Source organism: Streptomyces sp. NPDC039465 (assembly GCF_055639315.1).
The window spans coordinates 48,351-73,479 of record NZ_JBVKAP010000014.1 but is presented as its reverse complement, the minus strand read 5'-3'; the positions used below and the strand labels follow the sequence as shown (position 1 = coordinate 73,479).

Genomic DNA, 25,129 nt, shown 5'->3' with positions numbered 1-25,129 from the left:
GTCGATCAGGACCACCTCCCCGCCCTGCTTGGCGACCTTCTTCAGGGGTCCAGGCGTGGTGCCTGAGCGGCGAGCAGTCCGATCAGCTCGTCGCGCCAGCGGCGGACGGTGGGTTTCGTCGCACAATTCCAACGGCCCCCGGGGGGGTGACGCGGTTACGCTCGCCGCGCTTCCTCAGGGGCACGAAGCTACTGGATGCTCCAGCGGTGGGGATGCTCGGGCTCCTTGGGACAGGCGAATACGTTGAGCTCACCCCAGCGGCCCACAGTGACCTCCGTGGGAGTGGCATAACGGTGAGTGGGCTGGTTTTGATCCTCCAGCGGTTTCCAACTGCCGGTGCCGCCGTCCCATTCCGAGCTGTCGATGGTCAGCAGCAGGTGCATCGGTGTCGTGCAGGTCAGGCAGTCCATGGGGTACGGGTCGGTCGCGTGCCAGGAGGCGAAGCCGCCCACGCGCCAGCCGGGCGGGATGGACAAGTCGTACTGGTAGCCGAGCGGCTCTGTCGTGCTTTCGTCCGCCGTCTGCTCGGCCTCCTCTTCCAGGGCTTCCTCCCAGGCGTCGATCCGGGCGCACAGTTCCTCGGGCAGAAGGCCGGCGAACGGGTAGGTGAACACCTGCTCCGGGTGCAGCACACAGGGCTCGGGCACGAAGCCGTCGGACCCGACGACCAGCGGCTGTGGCGGTGTGGTCAGCACGTCGCCGACCTCCCACGACCGCCGCCAGCGCAGGTGTAGCTCGAAGTCGTACCGGCCCGGGCCGTGCGCGTTGAAGGGACACCAGAACACTTGAAGTAGATCGCAGTCGCCCGGCCCTGCCGGCAGGTCTGGCACATCCCGCCGGTACAGCTGCGCGAGGCCGATCATCGGCAGCGGGTCGGTCTCGGATGCCCCGGGGATCCGGTGCTCCCGGTGCAGCTCGCCCAGGAGCTTCCGTTCCTCATCCGTCGGGCCGGGAGCCTGCTCGCCAGTCCATGCGGAAGCTAGAACCCGCCGATAGCGACGGATGTCAGCCGGGCGTCGACCACGCCCACGGCCGTGTGCCTCGCCGCATACCGGCCACAGCTCGTCCGCCGGCCACAGCATAGGACCGCCCACGGAACTGGCTGAAAGGACTGGTCTGCCCGGCCGTGGATGGAGCCGAGTTGTCGTCCCCCGAAAGGCGGCCAGTTCCGGGAAGAGCGCCTCGACATCGCGAGGGCGCGCGGGTGTGGTCCTCGTCATGGACGCGACCTTGGACGCCTGAAAGCTCCGGTCACCGAGGGGCGCTGCACCCCCGGCAGGCTCACCCCAGCACCGGCGCTGTCAGAGCCCGTTCTCGTGAAACAGAGCCAATCAGGCGGCTGCGTCACCGCTCATAGGCGGGTGGTGAACTGGCCGTCGGGCATTTTCCGCAGCCAGCGGCGGTCAGTCAGTCTGACCAGCCTCCCCCCGCAGCGGTTCCAGCTTGGACCGCACCCTGACGTCCACTCCCAGCATCTCGCCGACCTGCCGAGTCATGACCGGTCCGCCGGCCTGTCGCACGGCGGCGAGGATGCGCTGGTAGTCCGGCGGGAGCATGGTCTCCTCCACGCCCGGCTCGCGGTGCGGGATCAGCATCACCGCTCGGCCGCCCACCTGCCCGGAAGCCGGCACCGTCGAGGCGCGTTCGTCGGCGGGCTGCTCACTCACCCGCTCAAAGACACGTTCGGCGACGGCGAGTTCGTCCCGCTCGGCCCGCACCTCCGCCAGCTGCTTGACCAGCTGCTCTTCGAGTTCGTCCAGTTCCACACGTCGTGCGGTGATCCGTTCCAGCAGCTCGGGATCCAGCACGCACAGGATCGTAGAAGGCCCTCCGGCCGCAGCGGGCAAGAACCGGCGATCCAACCGCCCCGCCAGACGATCTTCTCCGCAGACTGACGCCCACGACCAGCATGAGCACCCCGGCAGACCGGCACACCAGCCCTTTGACCAGCGACTTCAAGTTGGCGGAGGCTCAGTGACGGTGACGTCGGCGGTCCATGACCAAGGCTCCTGGGGCGGATCCCAGTTCACCTCGACCTCGGTTCCGTGGAAGTCGCGCGCGAGTGCCGTCACCATCACCGCCGCCGCGGCCCGCGCGTCTTGTGGGGCGCTGTTGATCGGCACGTCAAGGCGTCCGCAAAGCATTCCTCCTTCCACGGTGAGGACGCTGGTGCGCCAGCCCTCCGGCGTCGCCAGCAGGACGATGCCCTTCGGAATGAACCGAAGTCGGTCCGTTTCTTCCTCTCCGTCTTGTTTCTCACCATGCCGCTATCCAACATCGTCGGGTTCGTGGTGATGAGGTTGGGTGGAGGATCAACCGGCGCTACGCGGCGCGGTTTGGTGCCTGTCTTGTGGTGCGCCGGGCGGGTGCATGCCTCGCCGGTGGCGAGGAGGCGTTCGACGTCGTAGCGGGGCCGCGACCGCGGCGGTGTTCCGGCGTCGGTGCCAACAAGTTCGGCCCCGGGGCCGGCACCGAAAGGTGCGGCCCCGGCGGGTCAACGCCGGAGGCATCGGCAAGCTCAGGTACTCCGGCGCGGGTGTCAGGCCGTCCTGCGGCGCCTGAGGGCGTAGAAGGTGATGCCGCCGAGCAGGAGGACCCCGGCGCCGATACCGACCGGCAGCGCGAGCTTGCCCAGGGGTGAGGCGTCGTCCTTCGCGGCAGCCGTTGCGCCGCCGGTCCCGGCCTGTTCGCCGTTGCCGGTCGCGCCGGACGGCGAGGGGCCCTGGGCGGCGTCGTCACCGAAGAAGAACACCGGGCTGTTTCCGGAGCGCGGTGTGCCGGAGACGTCCACGGTCAGCGAGATCGGTACGACAATGCCCTTCGCCTTGGCGTTCGGCTCGGCGACCTGCGCCTGGATGTAGTACGTGCCGGGCACGTCGTATCCCTTGGCGTCGGGGCTCTTAGCGTCGTCCTGCTCGGTGATGTCCCAGGGCCCGCAGACCCGCTCGAAGTGCCCGGTCCTGCCCGTGAAGAGCTCGGTCGAGCGGTGGTCCTCGTTGCACAGCGTCGACTTACGCTGGGCGTTGTAGACGGTGACGCTCCACCCGCTGGTGGCCGAGTTGGGGAAGTCGGCGGGGATGTCCACGCCGGCCTTCACCGTCAGTTTCTGGCCGGCCTTCAGCTCCACCCGCCAGAAGGGGGCCTCACCAACGGCGATGGACTGCCGGTGGGTGCCCGGTCCGATCGGGGTGGCGCTGTTGAAGGAGAAGCCGCCCTCGGCGTCGGGCCCGGTGCGGGGCTTCGGAGTCCGCGCGCCGGCCTGCTGGGTCGTCTTGTCGGCGATGCCGACGAGAAGCTCGACGGGCATCGGCTTGTCGCCGGACCGGGTCACCTGGTTCTCGACCACGATGCAGCCGGCGTCGTCCGGCGCGGGCGTCTCGTTGCCTGCTCCGGGCTTGCTGCGACCTCCGGTGGAGATGATGTTCGCCCACCCCATCGACTGTTCGAACTCCCGCAGCCAGTCGCGGGGTTTGCCGTTGCCCGGAGGGCCGGCAGTGACGGTGATGATGGAACCGCGGGAGTACCCCTCCTCGGCGACGGCGGTGGCGCTCACCTGGAGCCGCTGGTCCGGCCGCTTCTTGACCTTGTAGTAGAGGTCGCGCCCCCGGTGAACCTGTCCAGGTACTGGCCGGGAGTGACCAGCGGAGCGTCCTGGCAGCCGTTGAGGGAGCCCTGGACCGGCTTTCCGGTGGCGTGGTAGGTCCGCCACGCCTTGCGGAACAAGGTGCCCAGATTGTCGGTCAGCGAGTCGGCGTCCTCGGCGTCCGTGAACACGCACCTCGGGCACGTACAACCGGTTCGAGAACGGTCAACTCGCCGGCCCCGGTGCTGACCTCCTCACCGCGGTCGCGAGGACGCTGCGGCTGGACGAGCAGGAGTGGGCGTTCCTGTGGATGATCACCCGCAAGGAGAGCCCACCCCATGCCCTGCACGGCAGCTCGGGGACGTCCATAGCCGGAGCGTGGCAGCGGGTCGCCGACCACATCCACGGTGCGTTGGCGCACATCAGCGACGCCGAATGGGACATCGTCGTCCACAACGAGGACTTCCGACGCGTCTTCCCTCGCGGACAAGCCCCCGCCAACATCATGCGCTGGATGCTCCTGGACCCCGAGGCCCGCACCGACGTCCTGATGCAATGGGAGACCCGCTGGGTGCCGGCCATGATGCCCCACCTGAAGCACAGCGTGGAGCTACGCCCGGAGAACCCGGCGCTCGGCCGTCTCGCGTACGACGTCCTCAACGACCCCGTGGCCGGACCGCTCTACCGAAAGCATGCGGCGGCCCCAGTCCCCTATTTCGACGGTTCCGAGCTTCCCATCCGCCACGCCGTTCACGGACCCGGCCGGCTCATGACCTGCCTCGCCGAACCCGTCACGGCCCCTGGAGCCCGTATCAATCTCAGCTTCTACACACCCATGTGAGACGCCCCACGAGAAGGCCGCACGGATCCCCGTGCGGCCTTCTCCGTGATCCCGGCGGGCCGGGGCCATCCGGCGCCGTGGCCGAGACACCGGCGAGGCCGACATGCCGGCCCAGGAGACCTGGATCGCGTACCCGCGCCAGTTCGACCACTACCAGGAAAGTACGACGATCCCGTGGGGCCACTGCAAGTCATCGCCAGGCGGAAGATCCCCAACTGGTACGCGTCGCGTGACAAGGCCGAGCTGCCCGGAGACGACTGTCTCAGTAGGCGGCCGGCCGAGACCTGCCAGGAGCGGCCCGCGATGATCGGCCTGGTCCACCTTCATGCCCGACCCCAAACGGGTCCGAGCCTGACGGGGGTCCAAGGCTGCGGAGCGGGCGGCTACGCGTCGTAGTTCGTGGTGAAGCAGCCCTTGACCTGACCCTCATGTATCTCGTAGCCGCTGGGAACGCTCCCTCGGTCGTCCGGGTCGCATGACAACGTGCGCAGACCGTTCCGATTCAGGGTCGCGCCGAAGGTCTCGCTCTCGCCGGCGAGAGCGAAGTTCTGGCCGACCGTGAAGGTGCCGCCGCCGTCCTTGGCCAAGGATTCCTGGAACTTGGTCATGTCACCGATGAGGAGCACAGTGACGGAACTGCCCCCCTTGTCGAAGCAGACGGCGCGCTCCTTGATGCCCCAGGCGGGGTCCTTTGCCTCGTCCACCATGTAGGACTTGCCCTCGCGGCTCCGCTCGAGGGGGCTGCAGTCCTCTCCGCGCTCCGTGATGGCCTTCTGGACGTCGGCCATGGTGTTCGCCGTCGGCAGGCCACTCAGCGGACCGTCGGAGGCAGCCGCGCCGTGGTCCCCGCAGCCCGTCAGCATGCCGAGGGCACTCAGCACGACGACACCGGTGGCGAGGGTCTTGGTCAGACGCATGTTTCTCCTTGGTTCGGTTCGGTGGGTCAGCCCGCAGCTGTGACGTCCGATGCGACGCTGCGGGTCAATGCACCCGGCGCGGGGCGAGGAAGTCGATCACCCATCTTCGCATCAGCCCGGTCGGCCCCCAGCGCGTGGGCGGCGTCAATGCCCTCTGCGAAGAACGGATCGGCTTCCTTCCCGTGCACCTGCACCGGCACACGGTCAGGCCATGCCGAACCGAACTCCGACACGGGGATGCAACTCTGGGATGCTCAAGAGGTTTCGATCAATATCCGCTTCCTCGATCACGACCTCGCCGACGTCACGGATGTGACGGCCCCGGCCCCAGCTTCGCGCGCTGGCCGGCCGCTGTGCGACGCCGTCCTCGAGCTGCTCCTCGAACACGCCGCGACGGTAAGCGAATTCGTCATGGCATCCAGCCGACTGGGGCGCCGCACCTGAACTGTCGTCAGATGATCCCGGTGGCCCTGTCAGGGTTGCTTGACACTCATGAAGTGTCAGGGCAGCCTGACAGGCATGGAAGCTGAGGACACACCGGCCTCACTGGCCGGACAGGTCACCAACAAGGACCCCGCGGTGGGACTGCAGGCCGTCGTCGCCCTGCGTCGTCTCCTGGAGGAACTCGAGCGGGTTCATGTCGACAACGCCCGCGACCAGCACTGGTCGTGGCAGAGCATCGCCACGTCCCTGAACGTCAGCAGGCAGTCCGTGCACGAGAAGCATGCGAGCAGGCGCAAAGCCGAAGGCAAGGAGAAGTAACGTGTTCGAATTCTTCACCGACCGCGCGAGGCACGCCGTGGTGCTGTCCCAGGACGAGGCGATCGCCCTCGGCTATGACTTCATCGGTACGGAGCACCTGCTGCTCGGCCTGGTCGGCACCGACCAGAGCACCGCGGGGGACGTGTTGCGCGAGCAGGGCGTGGAGCTCACGCGAGCCAGGGAGGAGACGGTACGCATCCTGGAGGTCGCCGGAATCGTTGCCACCGGTGGCCAACCCGCGAAGGACGCTCTGTCATCCCTCGGCATCGACGTGGAGGAGATTCAGCGTCAGGCCGACAACAACTTCGGCCCCGGCGCCTTCCAGTACCCTAGGCCCGCCTACACCCCGGATGCCAAGAAGGCACTCGAACAAACGCTGAGCGAGGCGCGAGCGCTGGGCAAGGAGAGGTTCGGCACCGAGCACATCCTGCTGGGCATGCTTGCTGCGGGAGAAGGCCGCGGCCTCGACGTCCTGGCGGCGCTGGATGTCGACGCCGATGCCCTGCGCGAGGCGGTGCTTGCTCGCCTAACCAGGGACGCCTCGTAGCGACGGTTACGGGTACGGGCGCGCTGGACGACCAGGCCTTGTCGCCTCGCGCCCGAAAGAGACGGGTGGCGAGGCGACAAGGCCTGGGGCGGGGAACGCTGATGGCTTCCGCTGCGGCGCGGGGAGGCTCTCAGAGCGTGTCGAGGTCTACGGCGGAGGCGATGGCGTGGGATCCGGCTTCGTTGAGGTGCAGGCCGTCCCGGAAAACGTAGCCGGGGCGCGGCAGGGCGGGATCGCCAGGGCTCGCGAGGGCACGGTCGACGTGTGGGCCTGGATGACCTGGCGTGCGGTCACGCGAGGTGCGGGGCCCATGCAGGGGTCGTCCACATCGGGGGCACCGATGTCGTTGGCGCCCCGGTCGATGATCACCGTGCGTACACCGGGGCGGTCGAGTACGTCGCGCCGGAAGCGGTCGGTTGCCTTGTCCCCGTAGCAGGGAGAGTCGTTGAGAATCCGGTTTCCGGCGATGCCGGCGTTGACGACGTCCAGCGGGCGGCGGGCGGCAACGAGGCGTTCGGCGAGCTTGTCCGTGAAGCGGGCCTCGGCGCCGGGCGTGGCTCTGTCCCGTCGATGAGGGAGTCACCGAAGGCAACCACGGTGCCGCGCGGGGAAGCGGCGCCGGCGACCTCCACATCGCTCAGGAAGTACCAGGCGTTCGTTGACTCCTTGACGCCCCCCGCCAGCCGAACGCCTGCCGGCCTGACGCCTCCGCCGACCCGATGCCCCACCCCGACCCGATGCCCCGCCCCGGCCCGACGCCTCCACCGACCGGCCGCCCCTCGGCCTGACACTGTACGGAGAACCATGCCGGACGAACTGATCCGCCATCTCACCTTGGACGGCTTGCAGTACACCTACCGCGTGCTCCGCCAACCCTCGCCGCGAACCCATCCGATCCTGCTCCTGGGCGGTGTGTTCCAGGGCATGTACGACTGGTACCGAATGGAGCAGGAACTGAGCCCGGTGGCCGACGTGGTCACCATCGCCTCCTCCGACAAGGGCAGGACGGCTCCCAGTACGGAAGTCTCTGCGGCCACGCTGTGCCGGGCGGTGGGGCAGGTCGTCGACGACCTGGGAGCGGAGAAGGTCAACCTGTTCGGGTACTCGTACGGTTCCGTCATCGCCCACCTCTACGCCCTGCACCGGCCCGAGCGGGTCGCCCGGCTGATGATGGGCGCCGTCCCGGCCGGCACAACGGCGGCGCAGCGTCTTCGCCTGCGGCAGCTCTCAGCGATGCTGGCGGCGGGAGACGACGAGGAGTTCGCGTCCGGGTGAGCCGAGAGCATGCTCTGCATGGACCCGGAGCTGCCGGTGCTCCACCGCAAGCTGGTCTACCGCTATGTCCGGCGGACCGTGCTGCACCACCTGCGGATGCAGAACGCGAGAGATGTCATTCAGCGGGCGTTCGAGGGCAGCTGCACCACCGTGACGGCAGGCGACCTCAAGGGTGTGCCCACACTGGTCTTCAGCGGCGGGCACGACACGCTCAGTCCGGTGGCGAAGCAGCGTGCCTTCGCCGAGGCCATCGAGGGCAGCTCCTTTGTCGTCCTGGACTCGTCGGACCACTGGGTACTGCTGGAACGCCCCGCGGAGGTGGCTGAGCTCGCGCTGCGGCACTTCACTGGGCACCTCACGGGGCACCTCACGCCTTCGGCACAGCCCTCGGCCGTCGCCCTTGCCGCCGAGCGCGAGGCGGAGTGACGGGTGAGTGCCGCCCGTACGCCTGGGTCACCCGCGGCCGCTCGGGTCCCGGAGGTGTACGTACCCGTCGCGCCCGTCGGCTCGTCAGGGCACCGGTGCCGCCCATGCCGGGGACGGTCTGCTTCTCGGTCTCCGCTAACGCCGTCCCTTCTTCTCCGGGAGGTTTCCCATGTCGGATGTTGCCGCCACAATCCGCCGCGTCCTCACGGACGACTTCGAGGTTCCGGCCGAGAACCTTCGCCCTCAGGCGACCCTGGATTCGCTCGATCTCGATTCGCTGGCTCTGGTCGAGTTCGCCCTCACCCTTCAGGAGCGTCTCGGTGTCAAGCCTGCGGCCGGCGTCGTCGCCAAGACCACCACCATCGCCGAGCTGACCACATCGCTGGAAGCCGGCCACGGCGCCGGGACCACCGCACCATGACCCGGCACGACATCGCCGTCACGGGCATCGGCCTCATCACCGCCGCGGGCGACGGCGTCGACGCCACGTGGAAGGGCGTCCTCGCCGGCGTCTCGACCGCCACCCGCGACCCCCGCCTGGCCGGTCTGCCGGTGGACTTCTCCTGCCGAGTGCCCGAACTGGAGGACCTACGCCGGCATATCGGCGGCCGGAAGGCCTGGCGCATGAGCCGCTTCGTCAAGCTGGCGGTACTCGCCGCACGCGAGGCGGTGCGGGACGCCGGGCTCGACCGCACGACTGAGACGGCGCCCGCGTGGCGGTCGTCATCGGTTGCAGCATGGGCGGCACCTGGGGATGGGAGGACCAGCACCGCCGCCTGCTGACCCAAGGCGCCGACTTGGTGTCCCCGTTGGCCACCGTCCACTTCGTCCCGAACATGGCGGCAGGCGAGGTCTCCATCGATCTCGGCACGCGCGGCCCAAGTCTCTGCGTGTCCACGGCGTGCGCGTCCGGTGCCACCGCCCTGGTCACCGCCCGGGACCTGCTGGGCCTGGGCGCGTGCGACATCGCCGTCGCCGGCGGCACGGAGGCGTCGACCAGCCCCCTGACGACCACGGGTTTCCACCGCACCGGAGCCCTGTCCACGCGCAGCGAGGACGTGACCGTCGCCTCACGCCCCTTCGCCGCCGACCGCGACGGATTCGTGATGGCCGAGGGCGCGGGCGTCCTTGTCCTGGAACGGGCGGCGGACGCACGCGCCCGTGGCCGGCGCCCCCGCGCCCTGCTGGCGGGGTGTGCCACCACCTCCGACGCCTACCACCCCACCGCCCACCCGGAAGGAGCGCCAGGAGCCGAACGGCCCTACGGGCCGCGCTCGCCGAAGCCGGCCTCGCCCCCCGCGACATCGACCACGTCAACGCGCAGGGAACATCCACCCGGGCCAACGACATGACCGAAGCCGCCCTCATCGCACGGACGTTGCCTCATCATCGGAGCGTCACAGCCCCGAAAGGGGTCCTCGGCCACACCCTCGGCGCCGCGGGCGCCATCGAGGCCGCGCTGACCACCCTCACCATCCAGCACCAGCAGGTGCCACCCATCGCCAATCTCGAGCAGACCGCACCGGACCTCGACATCGACTGCGTCACCGACCGGGTCCGCCACGCACGCGTACGCGCCGCCGTCAGCCATTCCTTCGGATTCGGCGGACAGAACGCCGTCCTGGTCCTCACAGCGCCATGAGCGGCGACCCGGCACGCCGGCGCATCGTCCTGGCCACCTGGGGGTCCACCGGTGACGTCCTCCGGTACGCCGGTCTCGCCGTCGGTCTGAGAGAGATGGGCCACCACGTCACCGTCGTCACCTCCAGCAGGTACTCCTCGGTCTTCGACGAGCAACGCATCCCCGTGCGGACAAATCAGCCGATGAGCAGGACATCGGTCCACTTGCCTGGGACTAGTGCGGTCACCACCACTGGCTGTCATCGCGCTGCCCAACCGCAGCGCGGCCCGGCGATCCCGGCAGAAAAGCAGTCGCCCTGCACTTGGTCTTCCTGCTTACGATCGGGATGTGACCACGCTGTTTCTGACGATCGGCCTGCCCGGCGCCGGCAAGACCACGAGGGCTCGGCAACTCGCCGAGGAGCACGGCGCCCTGCGGCTGACGCCGGATGAATGGATGATTCCGCTGTTCGGCGAGCCGGAGGCGGATGGGAAGCGCGACGTGCTGGAAGGCCGGCTGCTCTGGCTCGGTCTGGAGGCGCTCAGACTTGGAACCGACGTGGTCCTGGACTTCGGATGCTGGTCCCGTGACGAGAGATCCGCGATCCGCTGGTTGGTCGAGTCTGCGGGGGCAGACTGCCGCCTTGTGTACGTGCCGGTGGACCATGAGACCCAACGTGCTCGAATCGCCCATCGCCAGTCGGCTACCCCGGATCAGACCTTCCCGATGAGCGAAGCGGACCTCGTGCACTGGAGGACGCTGTTTGAGGAGCCCGACGCCGCCGAACTCGGAGGGCATGAGATCGGAGGTCCGCCTCCTGGATGGTCGGGATGGCTGGAGTGGGCTGCCGATCGGTGGCCGTCGCTCACGTGAACCCAACCTTGACGCGGCCCAACGTCGGGAGCGGCAGCCTTGGGCACACTCGGGGATCAGCCCACGAAGTCGTGCCAGGCGTGCCGAGTAGAAGGATCCGCCGGACAGGCCCTAGGCGGTCTCCTTCGGATCATCGACCGGCATACTGGGCGTCATCCAACGGCTGGAAGTAGACAGCGTGCAATTCGACATATTTCGCATGGGCGCAAGCCTTGCGACTGCCACCGTGATGGCAGTCGCCCCGTCCGCTTGCGGGACGGCCGAACCCACCCCCACTCCGAAGGCCGTCACTCATGCCGAATTGGTCGGCCGGTGGGACGGGGACGGGGAATGCGGATCGCCGATCGTCCGGCTACGCGACGACTACACCTTCTCCAGCAAGGACTTTCCGGTCCAGTGGGACGGCCCCGGGCCGGATTCGGAGGTGACACGCCGTTCAAGCGACGGGAAATGGCATGGGGTCAACAACGACCCCGGCCTGACGCCTTATCTGGTGCTTCGTTTCAAGAATCACAACGACCACCAGTCTCTGACGTTCTATCTGAAGCACGGAAAGCTGTGGATGGACGGGACTGTCCGTGCGGACGGCGGGGACCCCTATCCCTACATATGTCACTACAAACGCACCTCCCCCGACCCTGAGGCCTAGGCCGTTTCCTTCGGATCATCTGATCGTTGGGTGATGCGTGTCGTTGACTGACGCCCAGTGGGCGCGCATCGAGCCGTTGCTGCCGGACAGGACCCCGAAGCGGGGAGGGCGGTGGCGTGATCACCGGCAGGTGATCGACGCGATCGCGTTCAAGTACCGCACCGGAACACCGTGGATGGACCTTCCCGAGCACTTCGGCTCGTGGAAGGGCGCCCACAACCGGCTGCGGAAGTGGGCCGCCGACGGGACCTGGGAGAAGGTCTTCACCGCCCTGCTCGCCCAGGCCGACGCCGAAGGCGACCTCGACTGGGTCGTCGCGGTCGACTCCACCATCGTCCGTGCTCATCAGCACGCCGCCGGGGCCCGTCAAAAGGGGCCCCGGCCGGCGAGCCGGACCACCATGCCCTCGGACGGTCCCGCGGCGGACTGACCACAAAGATCCACCTCGCCGCCGACAGCCGCTGCCGGCCCCTCGTCTTTGTCCTCACGCCGAGCCAGGCCGGTGACGCACCCGCATTCGCCCAGGTCATGGCCCGACTACGGGTGTCGCGGCCGGTCGGCCGGCCCAGGACCACCCCGGAGGCGGTCCTGGCCGACAAGGCGTATTCGTCCCGGGCGATCCGCAACCATCTCCGTCGGCGCGGCATCAGAGCGGTGATTCCGCAGCCGGCCCACCAGGCCGCGAACCGCAAACGGCTCGGCCGCCTCGGCGGCCGTCCGCCGACCTTCGACCGCGAGGCATACAAGCAGCGCAACACGGTCGAGCGGTGCATCAACAAGCTCAAGCAGTGGCGCGGCCTGGCCACTCGATACGACAAGACCGCCACCATTTACCTCGCCGGGCTCCACGTCGCGGCCATCTTCATCTGGTCGGCGAGGTGACCCGGAAGGGGCATCCAACGGCGATGCGCGGTCGCAGTGCCCTGCTCAGTCGTCGAACCACACGACGAGGCGTACGTTGTCGTCACCGTGCTGTGCTGCGAGTTCCTTCATGGCTTCCCAGACGGGTTGCCACTCGCCGGTTTCGGTGACGGCATCTCTGCGGCGGATGGTGACTGATCTGTAGAACGTGTCCCCAACAAGCCACTCACTTCCTTCGGGCCACTCCCGCACCTCGCCCGCTTTGAGGCCGACAGCCTCGGCGAATTGAGGACTCCAGCCGGCTTTGCCGCTGAACCTGAGTCCATCCTGGGTCCGGCGGTACTGGTGTAGCCGGCTGTCGGGCTTCTCTGCAGGCTCGTCCCAGTCGACCGCCTTCACCTCGGCCCACGTGATCCACGTGGTGCTGTGAAAGCCGTCCTCCCCGTACCACTCGGTCAGCTGGGCGAACCGTGCACTCACGGTGGCCGAGGCGTCGGCGGGAAACCCCCTGCCTGCGGCCAAGGGACGGAAGTTCGCGTAGTTGCGGACCCCGAAGAGACAACCGAACGCGTCGTAGTTACGGACATCGTTAAGGGAGCTGAGGCTGTGTGCGCTGTACCAGATCGGCTCCTGATCGTCTTGCGGCGCCCGATACTCGAGGAAGCCGCTTACGGAGCGGGCAGGGCGCGTGGTGCGGGCGGAGACTGTGCCGGAGCTGGCCTCCTGCGTTGGCTCACAGGGCACGCTGCGGGTTTTCTCAACGAAATGATCTCGTGAGGTGACTCGGCTCGGGGGATCCCGCGAGCCTCGATGAGTCCTGCGGTGTCGGGCGGTCATACTGTCGAGCCCGTTCCCGAGGAGGACGTCTGATGCGCAGCGTGACCTATTCGATGAGCGTCTCACTCGACGGCTACATCGTCGGGCCGGACGGCGAATTCGACTGGACGGCGCCCGACGAGGAGGTCTTTCGCTTCTGGATCGACGACATTCGACAGGTCGGCGTGCACCTGTTGGGGCGACGGCTGTACGAGACGATGCTGTACTGGGAGACCGCCGACCAGGATCCATCGCTCGACGACTCAATGCGCGAGTGGACCGCGCTCTGGAAGCCGCTGCCGAAGGTGGTGTTCTCCACCACGCTGTCGGCGGTGCAGGGCCATGCCCGCCTGGCCTCCGGCGGCCTGGCTGAGGAGATCGAGCGGTTGCGAGCCGAGCCGGAGGAGGGCGAGATCGCGATCGGCGGCGCGACTCTCGCCGCCGAGGCGGCAGCATTGGGTCTGATCGACGAGTACCGGATCATGGTCTACCCGGTGCTGGTGGGCGGCGGCATCCCGTTCTTCCCCCAAAGCGAGCGCCGGGTGGATCTCGAACTCGTCGAGACACGCACCTTCAGCTCGAAAGTCGTCCACCTCCGCTACCGCGCGGTGCGTGAGCGATGAGTTTGGGCGGCGGATCGGGTCTGCCCTGGTATGACTCGAATCATCGCTGACATCTCCGTCTCCCTCGACGGCTTCGTCACCGGGCCCGACCCCAGCCGGGACAACGGTCTGGGCACCGGCGGCGAGGCCCTGCACAGATGGGCGTTTTCCGACGACCCCGACGACCGCCGGGTCCTGCGCGAGGGGACCGCCCGCTCGGGCGCCGTCGTCCTCGGCCGCCACCTCTTCGACGTGGTCGACGGGCCGAAGGGCTGGGACGACACGCGCGGCTACGGCGCCGGCGAGGTCGGCAAGCCCGCGTTCGTCGTCGTGACGAGCTCGCCGCCGGAGTCGGTGCGGACAACCAACCTCGGCTGGACATTCGTCACCACCGGTCTGCCCGACGCCGTCACCGCCGCGCGCGAGCGAGCCGAGGCGGCTTCGTCGGCCAGCGGCAACGACCTCGACGTCATCCTCATGGGCGGCGGCGCCACGGTCGGCTCGGCGCTCGACGCCGGGCTGGTCGACGCGCTGACGCTGCACCTCGCGCCCATCATGCTGGGCGCGGGGACCCCACTGTTCACCGGCCAAGCGCCGCGCACGCTGGTGCAGCGGAGCGTGATCCCGACATCGACCGCGACGCACCTGACCTACGACGTCGTCCGGTGATCCGATGACCACTGTCAGCGTCAATGAGATCACCTTGGGCATCGAGTCGCTCGGTGCCGACGACGCGCCACTCGTCCTGCTCGCGGGCGGGACGACGATGCTCTCCTGGCCCGACGCGCTGTGCGAGCGCCTCGCCGCCGGCTGGCGCCGTGTCGTGCGCTACGACCTTCGCGACAGCGGGGAGTCGACGACGGATCCGGAGGCGCCCGCCTACACCCGGCGCGGCCTCCGCGGCTCCGGCCAGGACGAGTCCAACGCCCTCCGCACCGTCCGACACGTCACGCCGTGCTTGCGCTCAAGCTCCCGCATCGACATGCCACCGCGATGGTCACGCAGGATCGCCGCGTACAGCTCGACTTTCGGCATCCGTGCCATGACCAGCACCTTTCGGCCACGAACACCCAAGCTGCCCCAGCGGCGCGCCACTACGGTCCAGCGCCGCACGAGGCATCAGGGATGCTCCTGCACCCCACCATCACCCGCCGCGCCAGCCCCGTGCATCGGGGTCGACACCCATCTTCAGGCGCGCCTAAGTCGGGCCGGCCCCGCCTGGCCGGGCGCGCCGTTCACCGTACGGCCAGCGCCCCGCTCAGCGACCACTGCGAGAACTCCCCCGGCGTCAGGCTGCGCAACAGCACGGTCGGCAACACGGCGCTCACTACGCGCTGCCCCGCCCCGGACGCTGCCGGACCGTACGCTCCCGGACGACAGGAAGCTGCCTGCGTACGCGGTGGTCACCAGCAGGTTCAGCGTCATGTGGATGAGGCCGATACCGGAGGGGCGCGTGCTGGCGGGGATGGCACATAGGTCCGGGAAGCCGACCATCGGGGCGATCTGCGCCCCGATCACGCTCCACGCCGATCAGCCACATTGCTCCGCAGGCAAGGAAGTCGGGATCGTCCACGGGATGGGAGGCGATGTCGAGGCTGCCCACCCATGCGCCGATCGGCACGGGACCGATCGGACGGAATCGGTGCCCGTACGGGCCGACGAGGCGGCGCTGACCGGCTGTTTCGCCTGCTGCGCAGTTCGCTGGGTATCCTCTCCCGAGGGTTTCGCCAATGAGCATTGGATATATTTCCGCAGCCATCCTCCTGCCTGGGGAGAAACGCGGAGCTGACCAGTTCCACATACGTGAATTGGAGTTACTGTGGACGTATGACCTCTGACCTGACCGCGGCTTCTCCTCAGGCACCCGTTGCTTCGGGGGTGGAAGCGGTGTCGGTGCTCGCGGATGAGGTGCGCCGCAGGCTGTACGACTTCATACGGCGCGCCCACCGGCCCGTGACCCGGGAAGAGGCTGCCGGCGATGCCGGGATCTCGGCCAAGCTGGCGGCCTTCCACTTGGACAAGCTCGTCGCGGCCGGACTGCTGACTTCCCGCTACGACAATCCGGGCGGCATCCGCAGGGTTGGCCGCAAGCCCAAGGTCTACGAGCCGGCCGACACCGATATCCGCATCAGCATCCCCGAACGCCGCCCCGACGTCCTGGCCGAGATCCTCATCGACGCGGTCCTCGACCAGCAGCAGGGCGAAGACGCGCAGTCGGCCGCACTGCGCACGGCCCGCCGCCGGGGCGAGGAACTGGGAGCCGCAACACGCGCCAGCAGCCGTCCCGGCCGCCTGGGGCCCGAGCGTTCCCTCACGCTCTCCGAGTCCGTACTGGAAAAGCTCGGCTTCGAGCCCGACCGGCAGGCCCCGACCGAGGTGCGGCTGCTGAACTGCCCCTTCCACCCGCTGGCCGCCCGATCGCCAGAGCTGGTGTGCTCGATCAACCACGCCTTCCTCGGCGGCTTCCTCACCGGACTGCAGGCGGCTGGCATCGACGCGGCCCTCGCCCCTCACCCGGGACGGTGCTGTGTGGAACTACGCGCCGCAGCCAGCGGTGCGAGCGTGCCCGGTCCTGCCACTGGGGCGTGTGCGAAAGAGGTCTGCGCCCAGCCCACAGAGGATCCGGACGCAACGTAGACGGCATCCCGCGAGACGACGCATGGGAGAAGATCATGGGCGAGGACCTGGACCGGCTGGCCGCCGAAGGCGTAGCTGTCTGGCTCGATGATCTGAGCCGGGAGCGGCTCGCCGGTGGCGGGCTGGCCGACTTGGTACATGACCAGCAGGTGGTGGGTATCACCAGCAATCCGACGATCTTCGCCAAGGCGATCCGCTCGGGCGCCCGCTACGACGAGCAAGTCGGTGATCTGGCCCGGCGCGGGGTCCGGGCGGAGGAAGCCGTCAGGCTGCTGACGGCGTTCGACGTGCGGTGGGCCTGCGACGTACTGCGACCGGTGTACGAGGCCAGCGGCGCGGTGGACGGGCGGGTGTCGCTCGAGGTGGATCCGCGTGTCGCTCACGACACGGCGGCGACGATCGCCGAGGCAAGGGCCTTGTGGTGGCTCGTGGACCGGCCGAACATGTTCGTGAAGATCCCCGCCACCCAGCCCAGCCTGGAGGCGATCAGCACCGCGCTCGCCGAAGGCATCAGCATCAACGTGACGCTGATCTTCTCCCTCAACCGCTACGACCAAGTGCTCCGCGCCTTCCTGGACGGTATGGGTAGGGCCCATGCAGCGGGGCGTGACCTGGCGCCCATCGCGTCGGTGGCCTCCTTCTTCGTCAGCCGGGTGGACACCGAGATCGACAGCCGGCTGGACAAGATCGGCACGCGGGAGGCGCTGGACTTGCGCGGGCGGGCCGCGATCGCCAACGCACGTCTGGCCTACCAGCACTTCGAACAGGCCACCGCATCCGAGGAGTGGCAGGCGCTGGCTGCTGCCGGGATGCGGCCCCAGCGCCCGCTGTGGGCCTCCACCGGGGTGAAAGACCCCGCTTACGCCGACACCCGCTACGTCGATGAACTGGTGGCGCCCGGGGTGGTCAACACCATGCCGGAGCAGACCCTGCGCGCGGTCGCCGACCACGGCCGCATCCACGGCGACACCATCCATGGCACCTACGCGGCATCCCAGCAGGTAATGGATGACGTGGAGAGGGTCGGAGTGTCCTACGACGACGTGGTGCGTGTGCTGGAGGACGAGGGCATCGCCAAGTTCACCGCCTCCGGCAACGAGCTGGTTGAGCAACTGGAGGCCGAACTGCACACCACGCGCAACGCCGCCTGACGCAACGCCGCCTGATGCGGCCGGCCGCCGACGAACGGTCCCAGCGCCACGGTCTTTGGCGCCGACCGATCGGCAGACACACCGGGGAACAAATCAACCGCTGACAGCGCAGGGCCATCGACGACGATGGCCTGGCCACGGGCGACGCCCGGCAGGGAGTGGATCGCCATCCGCCTGTGGGCCGAGCCGACGCAGCAGAGGAGAGAACATGGCCGCGAACACAGCATTCGTGATCGTCGGAGCGAGCCTGGCCGGTGCGAAGGCAGCACAGACCCTCCGGGAAGAGGGCTTCGACGGCCGGATCGTGATGCTCGGAGAGGAAAACGAGCGGCCCTATGAACGCCCGCCGCTGTCGAAGGGCTATCTGCTGGGCAAGGACGAGCGTGACATCGTCTACGTCCATCCCCCCGAGTGGTACGCCGAGCACGACGTCGACCTGCGCCTGGGCACCACGGCCGCCGCGATCGACCCGGCCGGACACGTGGTGACGCTCGCTGACGGCAGCCGCATCGGCTACGCGAAGCTGCTCCTGACCACCGGCTCCTCACCGCGTCGCCTGACCGTGCCTGGAGCCGACCTCGACGGAGTGCTCTACCTGCGCCGGCTCGCCGACAGCGACCGCATCAAAGGATCCTTCGAGTCCGCTTCCCGCATGGTGGTGATCGGCGCCGGCTGGATCGGTCTGGAAACCGCGGCCGCCGCCCGCGCGGCCGGCGTAGAGGTCACCGTGCTGGAGATGGCGGAGCTGCCGCTGCTGCGGGTGCTGGGCCGCGAGGTCTCCCAGATCTTCGCCGACCTGCACACCGATCACGGGGTGGACCTGCGATTCGGTGTCCAGGTCGCCGAGATCACCGGCGCCGGCGGCCGGGCGAACGGTGTGCTGCTGGCCGACGGCAGCCGCATCACTGCCGACGCGGTCATCGTCGGGGTCGGCATCACCCCCAACACCCAGCTCGCCGACGCCGCCGGCCTAGAGGTGGACAACGGCATCCGCGTCGACGCCCACCTGCGCACCTCGCTCCCGGACATCTACGCCGCCGGGGACGTCGCCAACGCCTTCCACCCCCTGCTCGGCAAGCACATCCGTGTCGAGCACTGGGCCAACGCCGTCAACCAGCCGCAGGTCGCGGCCAAGGCGATGCTCGGCCAGGACGTGGCCTACGACCGCGTTCCGTACTTCTTCACCGACCAGTACGACCTGGGCATGGAGTACACCGGCTACGTGGAGCCCGGCGGCTACGACCAGGTGGTTTTCCGCGGCCGGAGGGACACCCGCGAGTTCATCGCGTTCTGGCTCGCCGAGGGCCGGGTCTTGGCCGGCATGAACGTCAACGTCTGGGACGTCACTGACCCGATCCGCGCCCTGGTGACCTCCGGGCGCCCGGTCGACGCGACGGGACTCGCTGACCCCGACGTCCCGCTGAGCGTCCTTCTCGACCGCCCCGACTCGGCTGGGTGACAGCCTGGAGAGGTGGTGTGAAGGTGACGGCCACGCCTCCCGCATCCGGCCTTACATCCCAGGCCGCGGATGCGGCGCAGCCGGTGCGGACGGAGGGGTATGCGCAGCTGCGGGACTATGCGGTGATCGGGGACGGGCGCTGCGCCGCGCTCATCGCCCGCGACGGTTCGGTGGACTGGCTGGCGTGGCCGGACCTGGACTCGCCGAGCTTGTTCGCCGCCGTGCTCGACCCCGTGCGCGGCGGCCGGTTCCTTCTCCAGCCCGACGTGCCGTACACCGCGAGCCGCCGCTACCTGCCCGGCACCAATGTGCTGGAGACGACGTTCACCACCGCGCACGGTACGGTCCGGCTGACCGACGCGCTGTCCCTCCCCGACGACACTTCCCTGGCGCCCGGACGGGAACTGGTCCGGCGGGTCGAGGGCCTCGCCGGCAGTGTCCCCATGCGCTGGAGCGTCGAGCCGCGCTTCGGCTACGGCACCCGGGCACCGCACCTGACGCACCGTGCCGGCGTCCCGGTGGCCACATCCGGCCCCGATGCCGTCGCGGTTTGCGCCTGGAACGCGGGGAAGCCGCAGCTCACCGGCGATGCCGTCGCATCCAGCTTCCGGAGCGAGGCCGGTACCCCAGCCGTCATCACGCTGGCGTACGCACACCAAGAACCGCTGGTCCTGCCCACCCGTACAGAGTGCGAGGCCCGCCTGGACCACACCACCGCCACCTGGCGCCAATGGAGCGCGGACCGCACCTATACCGGACCATGGCGCGAGCCAGTCTTGCGCAGCGCCCTCGCCCTCAAACTACTGGTGTTCGCCCCCTCGGGCGCGGTCGCCGCGGCCGCGACCACCTCCCTGCCCGAGGAGGTGGGTGGGGAACGCAACTGGGACTACCGCTTCAGCTGGATCAGGGACTCCGCCTTCACCGTGGACGCCTTCCTGCAACTGGGCTGTGCGCCAGAGGCCACCAGTTACTTCTGGTGGCTCATGCACGCCTCCCAGCTCACCCATCCCCGCCTGCATGTGCTGTATCGCCTCAACGGCGGCACCCGCGCATCCGAGCAGGCCCTGCCCCTGTCGGGCTACCGAGGCTCGGCGCCCGTGCGGGTTGGCAACGCTGCCGCCGGTCAGCTTCAGCTCGACACCTACGGGGAACTGCTGCAGACCGCCTGGCTCCACACCACAGCAGGCCACCGGCTCGACGCCGACATCGCCCACCGACTGGCCCAGACCGCCGACTTCATCTGCACCACATGGCAGCTGCCGGACGCGGGCATCTGGGAGGTCCGCAGCACACCCAAGCACTTCACCCAGTCCAAGATGATGTGCTGGATCACCCTTGACCGCGCCCTCGACCTCGCCGCCCGCCACCTCATCCCCGACCGCCACGCGCCCCGGTGGCGGCGCGAACGACAAGCCATCGCCGAATTCGTCGACACCCGCTGCTTCAGCCCGCACCGCAACAGCTACGTACGCTCCGCCGACAGCGACGACATGGACGCAGGTCTCCTCCTCGGACTGCTCCACGGCTACCTGCCGCCCAACGACCCCCGCATGCACGCAACCGTCGCCGCCATCCAACAGACCCTGCAGACCGGCCCCTACGTCGCCCGCTACCTCGGCGCCGACGGCGTCCCCGGCGGCGAGGGCGCCTTCCTCGCCTGCTCCTTCTGGCTTGCCGAAGCCCTCGCCCGCTGCGGCCGCACAGACGAAGCGGTGCCCCTCATGGACCAGCTCGTGGCTCTCGCCAACGACGTGGGCCTCTACAGCGAGGAGATCGACCCCACCACCGGCGATTTCCTCGGAAACCTGCCCCAGGGCCTGTCCCACCTGGCCCTGATCAGCGCCGCCTGCGCCATCGAGGAGGCCACACGATGAGCATCTGGGCCGCTCTGGCGGGCGGATTCGCCGGCACCCTGGTCCTGACGACGGGCCTGCGCGCAGCCAACGCCCTCAACCTCACCCGCATCGACCTGCCCTTCCTGCTCGGCACCGCCTTCACCAGCAACCGCACCCGCGCCAAGGCATACGGCTACGGCGCACACTTCATCAACGGCCAGATCTTCGCCCTGATCTACTACGCGGTCTTCGCCGCCATCGGCTACAGCAGCTGGTGGCTGGGCTGTCTCTTCGGCCTCGTCCACGGCCTGTTCGCCGCCACCGCCCTGGTGAACATCCTGCTGCCCCTCATCCACCCCCGCATGGGCACACCCGAAACCAGCGCCCCCCACGTCGCGCTGCTCGAACCACCCGGCTTCCTCATGCTCAACTACGGCCCTGGCACTCCCACCGTCACCCTCGCTGCACACCTCGCCTACGGCACCATCATTGGAGGCTTCCTCACCTGGCCAGGCTGAACGCCTCCCGGCCTGCATCGGGCAGGGGTCTGCCGCGCGGTCCGGCGGGCACGACGCGAGCCGGGTAGCGTGGAAAGCGGGACCAGCCGCACTTTCCAGGTATACCTACGCTCCGTGGGACCGAACGCCTCCCACCCAGTAGGCCACGTCGGCGCGCAGTACGTGATCTGGACAGCGGACGGCCCCGACGACTTCCAGCAGTGCGAGCGTGTACTACGCGCCCGGTCCGACCGCCTGGTCGCCTACCCGGGCCCGGACGAAGTGGTCCGGCTCGAGATCATCGCCCGTTACTACGCGTAGCGGACTGTTCAGTGGCGAGGGGGTCGCATGGACCGCAAGAAGACGGTGCATGTCCGCCGGGTCTACGAGGCTCCGGCACGGCGCCAGAGTGCTGGTCGACCGCATCTGGCCCTGGCACCGGGATGGGCTCGCCGCCTCGCTGCACTGGCATAGGGGGCATCGTGTTCTCGCGCAGCGCGCATGCAGAAATCAGTCGACAATGGATGTGACCAACTCCAGCGAGACGTTCATCGCTTCTTGAGGCTGCTCATGAATGATCAACTGCCGCAGTGGAACGGTCCCCCGCCTGTCGCAGGGCTGGTCGGTGAGAGCCTCGTACCCGTCACAGACGAGATCGAGTGGGCGGCCGTGTCTCCTCGGCAGATCACCCCCGAGGATTGGCAGCGGTTCGAGGGCCACCTCAAGGAGATCTTCGAGGCGCTGGGCCTGGCCGTCGGGTCAGAGGCCACGGCCGACACACCCCGCCGCTTTCTGCGTGCCCTCTTCGACGCCACGAGTGGGTACGAAGGCGACGAAAAGCTGGTCACCGCGTTCGAAACCGAATGCCACGGCGGGTCGGACTGCCGGATCAGCCAGATCGTCGAAGGACCGATCCCGTTCTTCGCCCTCTGTGAGCATCACGCTTTGCCGTTCTTCGGCAAAGCGTATGTCGGCTACATCGCACACGAGCACATCCTTGGACTGTCCAAGTTGACCAGGTTGGTACGGCTGTTCGCCCGCCGCTTCTCGGTGCAAGAACGCATCGGCCACCAACTCGCCGAATCCTTGCAGCAAATCATGCTGCCGCACGGCGTCGCAGTCCATTTGGAAGCGGTGCATCTGTGCACGCAGATGCGCGGAGTACGGGAGATCGAATCCAGTACCCGCACCACCCACTGGCGTGGTACCTACGAAGAGGATCCGCAACTGCGGGGCGAATTCTTCACGTTGTGCGGCCAACGCGGCCTGGCCGGACATGGCTGAGTACAGCACCGCACACACGGCCAGCGGAACACAAACAGGTTCGTTGGGACCCCTGGAACTGCTTTACGAGGAGGCAGGGCAGCCCTGCTTCGGTCTGCCTGCGACGCTCGCCACGGCGTACGGCGGCGATCTAGGCTTCACCCCACCGTGCGTGTACGCGAACTTCGTTGCGTCCATCGACGGAGTGGTCGCCCTCGGCCCCGAATACCCCTCCTCCGGCTCGGCGATCAGCGGGCGTGAACCCGCGGACCGTTTCGTCATGGGACTGCTGCGGGCCTGCGCCGACGCCGTGCTCATCGGGGCCGGCACACTCCGAGCCACACCCCGCCATCGGTGGACACCCGACCACGTCTGTTCGCAGGCCGCCTCCGATTTCGCTGAGCTACGACGTAGCTTGAGACGCGCCACTCAACCGCAACTCGTTGTGGTCACAGCGAGCGGTGATGTGCCCACCGAGCACCCAGCACTGCAGTCGGGCGCGCTCGTGGCCACCACTGCGGACGGCGCCCGCCGACTGGAGGGACGCCTGCCGCGAACCTGCGCGGTACTCACAGCGGTCGAAGGATCCACCCTCCGTATGGCCGACGTCCTCGGTGCTCTCCGCGCCCAGGGACAAACCACAGTGCTTACCGAGGGTGGGCCCCAGCTCATCGGTCACCTCCTCGGCGAGGGCCTGCTGGATGAGCTGTTCCTCACGACGTCCCCAGTGCTGGCCGGCCGGGCTGGTACACCCCGACCCGGAGTCGTCTCCGGACTCGAACTGCTGCCGAACCGGCCAGCATGGACGGACCTGATCAGCGCCCGCCGACGCGGCTCATACCTGTTCCTGCGCTACCGACTTCGGATGCCCCGCGGCGGCCCGCCACTGGCCAATTGACCCGGCCGAGGTGCGACGCCGCCCGTCTGACTGCATGCCGACGAGGGCCGTTCGTCGACGGTGGTTCAGCAAGGCACGAGGCTCCACCGGCGAGCCCGGTAATGTGTCCTGCCTCACAGATTCGGACCGGGATGACAACACGATGCGCTGCTGCAACGCGACACGAACCATGTCCGTGGCCATCAGCCAATGAGACACCACCTGCGGGGGACGCGACCTCTGCAGAAACAAAGCGAACCCGGTCGGCCGCCCGCGTCCAAGACCTCATCGTCCTCACGGTCACCCAACGGCTCGACCACCCCGATCGCGAGAACGCGTTCCTCCAGTCGTACGGACGCTCACCCACCGACGCCGAGCGGCACGCGCTCCGATGCCTCACCGCGCTGGACGCGGTCAACTGCCTGGCCTGGGGCCCGGACAACGACGCCCCAGAGGTCACCGCCCGGGGCAGGCGGACCCTGGACCGACTCATGAGGGCGAACAAGCCGTGAGCGAGAGGCGGCCGGATTCGGCGGCTACGGCGCCGAACTCGCCGCCCGGCTCACCGAAGCCTGCTTCTACCACCTCGAAGCACCGATCCGTCGCGTCACCAGCCTGGACGCCCCCTACCCCGCGCCCCAGCTGGGAGAGCACTACCTGCCCCGACACCGACCGCGTCCTCGCCGCAGTCCACTCCCTGATGGAGGACGCGTGAGGGCGGGCACCAGCTGGTCAGCGGTCCTTGACGGTGACGCCGAGCGCCTGGGCGAACGCCGGCGCGAGGTCCAGAAGCTGCGTACTGCTGATAGTGGCGCCCTTCAACGCGTCGATCCCGTCTGCGATCCCCAGCGCCACAGCGCCGCGCAGGTCGACCTTCTTCATCTGCGCCTTGCCGAACCGCACCCCGTCCAGCGTCGAGCCGGGGAAGGTGACACCATTCAGCGTCGCGCCACCGAAGTCGACGTCCCGCATCAGGCAGTCCGCGAACGCCACGTCCTGCAGTGTGGTGGTGCGCAGGTTCACCGAGTCGAACTTGCAGTTGAAGAAGGTCACCCGGCGCAGCTCCGCGCTGAAGACCTCCACGCCCGCCAGGGCACTCGCGATGATCTCCACGTCCAGCCAGTTCGACTCAGCCAGGTCGGTGCCGACCCAGCGGACGGTGTGCAGCCACACGTCGTTGAGCCGGGCCCGCCGCATGCGGCCCCCGGTGAACGTCACCGAGGAGAACGCGGACTCGGTGAACCGGGCGCTGCTGGCGTCGACGTCCGCGAACGCGTTTCCGTCGGCGTGGACGGAGTCGTAGTCGCCCTCCCGCTCCAGCTCGCCGCGGAGCGGCTCCAGGTAGCCCGCGTAGGGCAGGTCGGCAAGTTCGCGGGGCGCGGGCATGGCGGACCTCACAGGCGTCGAAGACGGCCGGGGCGAAAGGAGCTTACGGCGTACGCGACCCGCAACGGCGGAAGGCGTCGCGGCGTCGCTCTTCCGCGCGACGCGTGAACGACCTCCGCGTGGACGAGGCCACGGGCGAGCGACAGCGGTTCTCCTCGGAGATCCTTCCGCCATGGTGCCGCATGTCGCCGAAGATCTCCGAGGTGCTGCCTCTGGGCCCCGATGGCGCGCGATCACCGGCGCCCACTTCG

General features: G+C 68.7%; 26 protein-coding genes and 1 pseudogene. 20 read left to right on the top strand and 7 right to left on the bottom strand.

Features of this window, described 5'->3' with window-relative positions:
* Positions 1-188: 188 nt before the first annotated feature.
* The 3 genes from ACZ7LT_RS32360 to ACZ7LT_RS32350 all read right to left on the bottom strand — a co-directional run bounded on the left by ACZ7LT_RS32360 (position 189) and on the right by ACZ7LT_RS32350 (position 3,553).
* On the bottom strand, positions 189-1,220 hold the full coding sequence (locus ACZ7LT_RS32360) for a hypothetical protein (RefSeq protein ID WP_471239673.1): 1,032 nt from the start codon (positions 1,218-1,220) through the stop codon (positions 189-191).
* 183 nt (positions 1,221-1,403) lie between these two features.
* Positions 1,404-1,808 carry a hypothetical protein gene (locus ACZ7LT_RS32355; protein ID WP_471239672.1) on the bottom strand — a complete coding sequence of 135 codons (405 nt, stop codon included), beginning with the start codon at positions 1,806-1,808 and terminating at the stop codon, positions 1,404-1,406.
* Positions 1,809-2,539: 731 nt separating this feature from the next.
* A complete protein-coding gene (locus ACZ7LT_RS32350; RefSeq protein ID WP_471239671.1) occupies positions 2,540-3,553 on the bottom strand; it encodes a hypothetical protein in 1,014 nt (337 codons plus the stop codon).
* A gap of 340 nt (positions 3,554-3,893) precedes the next feature.
* On the opposite strand from ACZ7LT_RS32350, the gene ACZ7LT_RS32345 reads away from it, so the two are divergent.
* The gene (locus ACZ7LT_RS32345; protein WP_471239670.1) at positions 3,894-4,424 is read left to right on the top strand and encodes an MmyB family transcriptional regulator; all 531 of its coding nucleotides are present in this window, start codon (positions 3,894-3,896) and stop codon (positions 4,422-4,424) included.
* 383 nt (positions 4,425-4,807) lie between these two features.
* Here the strand turns inward: ACZ7LT_RS32345 and ACZ7LT_RS32340 are convergent, their stop codons facing one another.
* Both ACZ7LT_RS32340 and ACZ7LT_RS32335 read right to left on the bottom strand, forming a co-directional pair.
* Positions 4,808-5,341, bottom strand: a complete 534-nt coding sequence (locus ACZ7LT_RS32340; RefSeq protein ID WP_471239669.1) for a hypothetical protein — start codon at positions 5,339-5,341, stop codon at positions 4,808-4,810.
* A gap of 204 nt (positions 5,342-5,545) precedes the next feature.
* Positions 5,546-5,728, bottom strand: a complete 183-nt coding sequence (locus ACZ7LT_RS32335; RefSeq protein WP_471239668.1) for a hypothetical protein — start codon at positions 5,726-5,728, stop codon at positions 5,546-5,548.
* Positions 5,729-5,860: 132 nt separating this feature from the next.
* On the opposite strand from ACZ7LT_RS32335, the gene ACZ7LT_RS32330 reads away from it, so the two are divergent.
* The 9 genes and pseudogenes from ACZ7LT_RS32330 to ACZ7LT_RS32290 all read left to right on the top strand — a co-directional run bounded on the left by ACZ7LT_RS32330 (position 5,861) and on the right by ACZ7LT_RS32290 (position 12,376).
* The gene (locus ACZ7LT_RS32330; protein WP_471239667.1) at positions 5,861-6,103 is read left to right on the top strand and encodes a hypothetical protein; all 243 of its coding nucleotides are present in this window, start codon (positions 5,861-5,863) and stop codon (positions 6,101-6,103) included.
* Position 6,104: 1 nt separating this feature from the next.
* A complete protein-coding gene (locus tag ACZ7LT_RS32325) occupies positions 6,105-6,650 on the top strand; it encodes a Clp protease N-terminal domain-containing protein (protein ID WP_471239666.1) in 546 nt (181 codons plus the stop codon).
* An 804-nt stretch (positions 6,651-7,454) separates the two neighbouring features.
* Complete coding sequence (locus tag ACZ7LT_RS32320; RefSeq protein ID WP_471239665.1) at positions 7,455-7,925, top strand: alpha/beta fold hydrolase; 471 nt, start codon at positions 7,455-7,457, stop codon at positions 7,923-7,925.
* An 18-nt stretch (positions 7,926-7,943) separates the two neighbouring features.
* Entirely contained in the window at positions 7,944-8,351 is a 408-nt protein-coding gene (locus ACZ7LT_RS32315; RefSeq protein WP_471239664.1) for an alpha/beta fold hydrolase, read from the top strand.
* 169 nt (positions 8,352-8,520) lie between these two features.
* On the top strand, positions 8,521-8,772 hold the full coding sequence (locus tag ACZ7LT_RS32310; protein WP_471239663.1) for an acyl carrier protein: 252 nt from the start codon (positions 8,521-8,523) through the stop codon (positions 8,770-8,772).
* Positions 8,769-9,993 (top strand): annotated as a pseudogene (locus tag ACZ7LT_RS32305) (beta-ketoacyl-[acyl-carrier-protein] synthase family protein). The gene ACZ7LT_RS32310 and the pseudogene ACZ7LT_RS32305 overlap by 4 nt, the downstream one beginning before the upstream one ends.
* Positions 9,994-10,320: 327 nt before the next feature.
* Positions 10,321-10,845 carry a P-loop nucleotide/nucleoside kinase family protein gene (locus ACZ7LT_RS32300; RefSeq protein WP_471239662.1) on the top strand — a complete coding sequence of 175 codons (525 nt, stop codon included), beginning with the start codon at positions 10,321-10,323 and terminating at the stop codon, positions 10,843-10,845.
* Between the two features lie 178 nt (positions 10,846-11,023).
* A complete protein-coding gene (locus ACZ7LT_RS32295; protein WP_471239661.1) occupies positions 11,024-11,494 on the top strand; it encodes a hypothetical protein in 471 nt (156 codons plus the stop codon).
* A gap of 37 nt (positions 11,495-11,531) precedes the next feature.
* Positions 11,532-12,376, top strand: a protein-coding gene (locus ACZ7LT_RS32290; protein WP_471239660.1) for an IS5 family transposase whose coding sequence is annotated in 2 segments (ribosomal slippage) — positions 11,532-11,862 and positions 11,862-12,376 — 846 coding nt in all. Because the reading frame shifts where the segments join, the coding sequence is not laid out codon by codon here.
* A gap of 45 nt (positions 12,377-12,421) precedes the next feature.
* On the opposite strand, the gene ACZ7LT_RS32285 is transcribed toward ACZ7LT_RS32290, so the two are convergent.
* Positions 12,422-12,877, bottom strand: a complete 456-nt coding sequence (locus ACZ7LT_RS32285) for a hypothetical protein (protein WP_471239659.1) — start codon at positions 12,875-12,877, stop codon at positions 12,422-12,424.
* Positions 12,878-13,224: 347 nt separating this feature from the next.
* Between ACZ7LT_RS32285 and ACZ7LT_RS32280 the strand changes: the two genes are divergently transcribed.
* From ACZ7LT_RS32280 to ACZ7LT_RS32235, 10 genes are all read left to right on the top strand, one after another.
* Positions 13,225-13,794 carry a dihydrofolate reductase family protein gene (locus ACZ7LT_RS32280; protein WP_471239658.1) on the top strand — a complete coding sequence of 190 codons (570 nt, stop codon included), beginning with the start codon at positions 13,225-13,227 and terminating at the stop codon, positions 13,792-13,794.
* A gap of 30 nt (positions 13,795-13,824) precedes the next feature.
* The gene (locus tag ACZ7LT_RS32275) at positions 13,825-14,442 is read left to right on the top strand and encodes a dihydrofolate reductase family protein (RefSeq protein ID WP_471239657.1); all 618 of its coding nucleotides are present in this window, start codon (positions 13,825-13,827) and stop codon (positions 14,440-14,442) included.
* Between the two features lie 1,158 nt (positions 14,443-15,600).
* Positions 15,601-16,410 (top strand): helix-turn-helix transcriptional regulator, encoded by an 810-nt coding sequence (locus ACZ7LT_RS32270; RefSeq protein WP_471239656.1) that lies wholly within the window; start codon positions 15,601-15,603, stop codon positions 16,408-16,410.
* Positions 16,411-16,445: 35 nt separating this feature from the next.
* Positions 16,446-17,561 (top strand): transaldolase, encoded by a 1,116-nt coding sequence (gene tal / locus ACZ7LT_RS32265; RefSeq protein WP_471239655.1) that lies wholly within the window; start codon positions 16,446-16,448, stop codon positions 17,559-17,561.
* A gap of 208 nt (positions 17,562-17,769) precedes the next feature.
* Positions 17,770-19,020, top strand: coding sequence for an NAD(P)/FAD-dependent oxidoreductase (locus ACZ7LT_RS32260; protein WP_471239654.1), 1,251 nt, complete (start codon positions 17,770-17,772; stop codon positions 19,018-19,020).
* A gap of 23 nt (positions 19,021-19,043) precedes the next feature.
* A complete protein-coding gene (locus ACZ7LT_RS32255; RefSeq protein ID WP_471239653.1) occupies positions 19,044-20,894 on the top strand; it encodes a glycoside hydrolase family 15 protein in 1,851 nt (616 codons plus the stop codon).
* Entirely contained in the window at positions 20,891-21,373 is a 483-nt protein-coding gene (locus ACZ7LT_RS32250) for a hypothetical protein (protein WP_471239652.1), read from the top strand. The genes ACZ7LT_RS32255 and ACZ7LT_RS32250 overlap by 4 nt, the downstream gene beginning before the upstream one ends.
* A 114-nt stretch (positions 21,374-21,487) precedes the next feature.
* Complete coding sequence (locus tag ACZ7LT_RS32245; RefSeq protein ID WP_471239651.1) at positions 21,488-21,673, top strand: hypothetical protein; 186 nt, start codon at positions 21,488-21,490, stop codon at positions 21,671-21,673.
* A gap of 249 nt (positions 21,674-21,922) precedes the next feature.
* A complete protein-coding gene (gene folE / locus ACZ7LT_RS32240; RefSeq protein ID WP_471239650.1) occupies positions 21,923-22,636 on the top strand; it encodes a GTP cyclohydrolase I in 714 nt (237 codons plus the stop codon).
* Positions 22,629-23,513 (top strand): RibD family protein, encoded by an 885-nt coding sequence (locus tag ACZ7LT_RS32235; protein WP_471239649.1) that lies wholly within the window; start codon positions 22,629-22,631, stop codon positions 23,511-23,513. Before folE ends, ACZ7LT_RS32235 begins: the two co-directional genes overlap by 8 nt.
* A gap of 711 nt (positions 23,514-24,224) precedes the next feature.
* On the opposite strand, the gene ACZ7LT_RS32230 is transcribed toward ACZ7LT_RS32235, so the two are convergent.
* The gene (locus ACZ7LT_RS32230) at positions 24,225-24,878 is read right to left on the bottom strand and encodes a pentapeptide repeat-containing protein (RefSeq protein WP_471239648.1); all 654 of its coding nucleotides are present in this window, start codon (positions 24,876-24,878) and stop codon (positions 24,225-24,227) included.
* Positions 24,879-25,129: the final 251 nt, after the last annotated feature.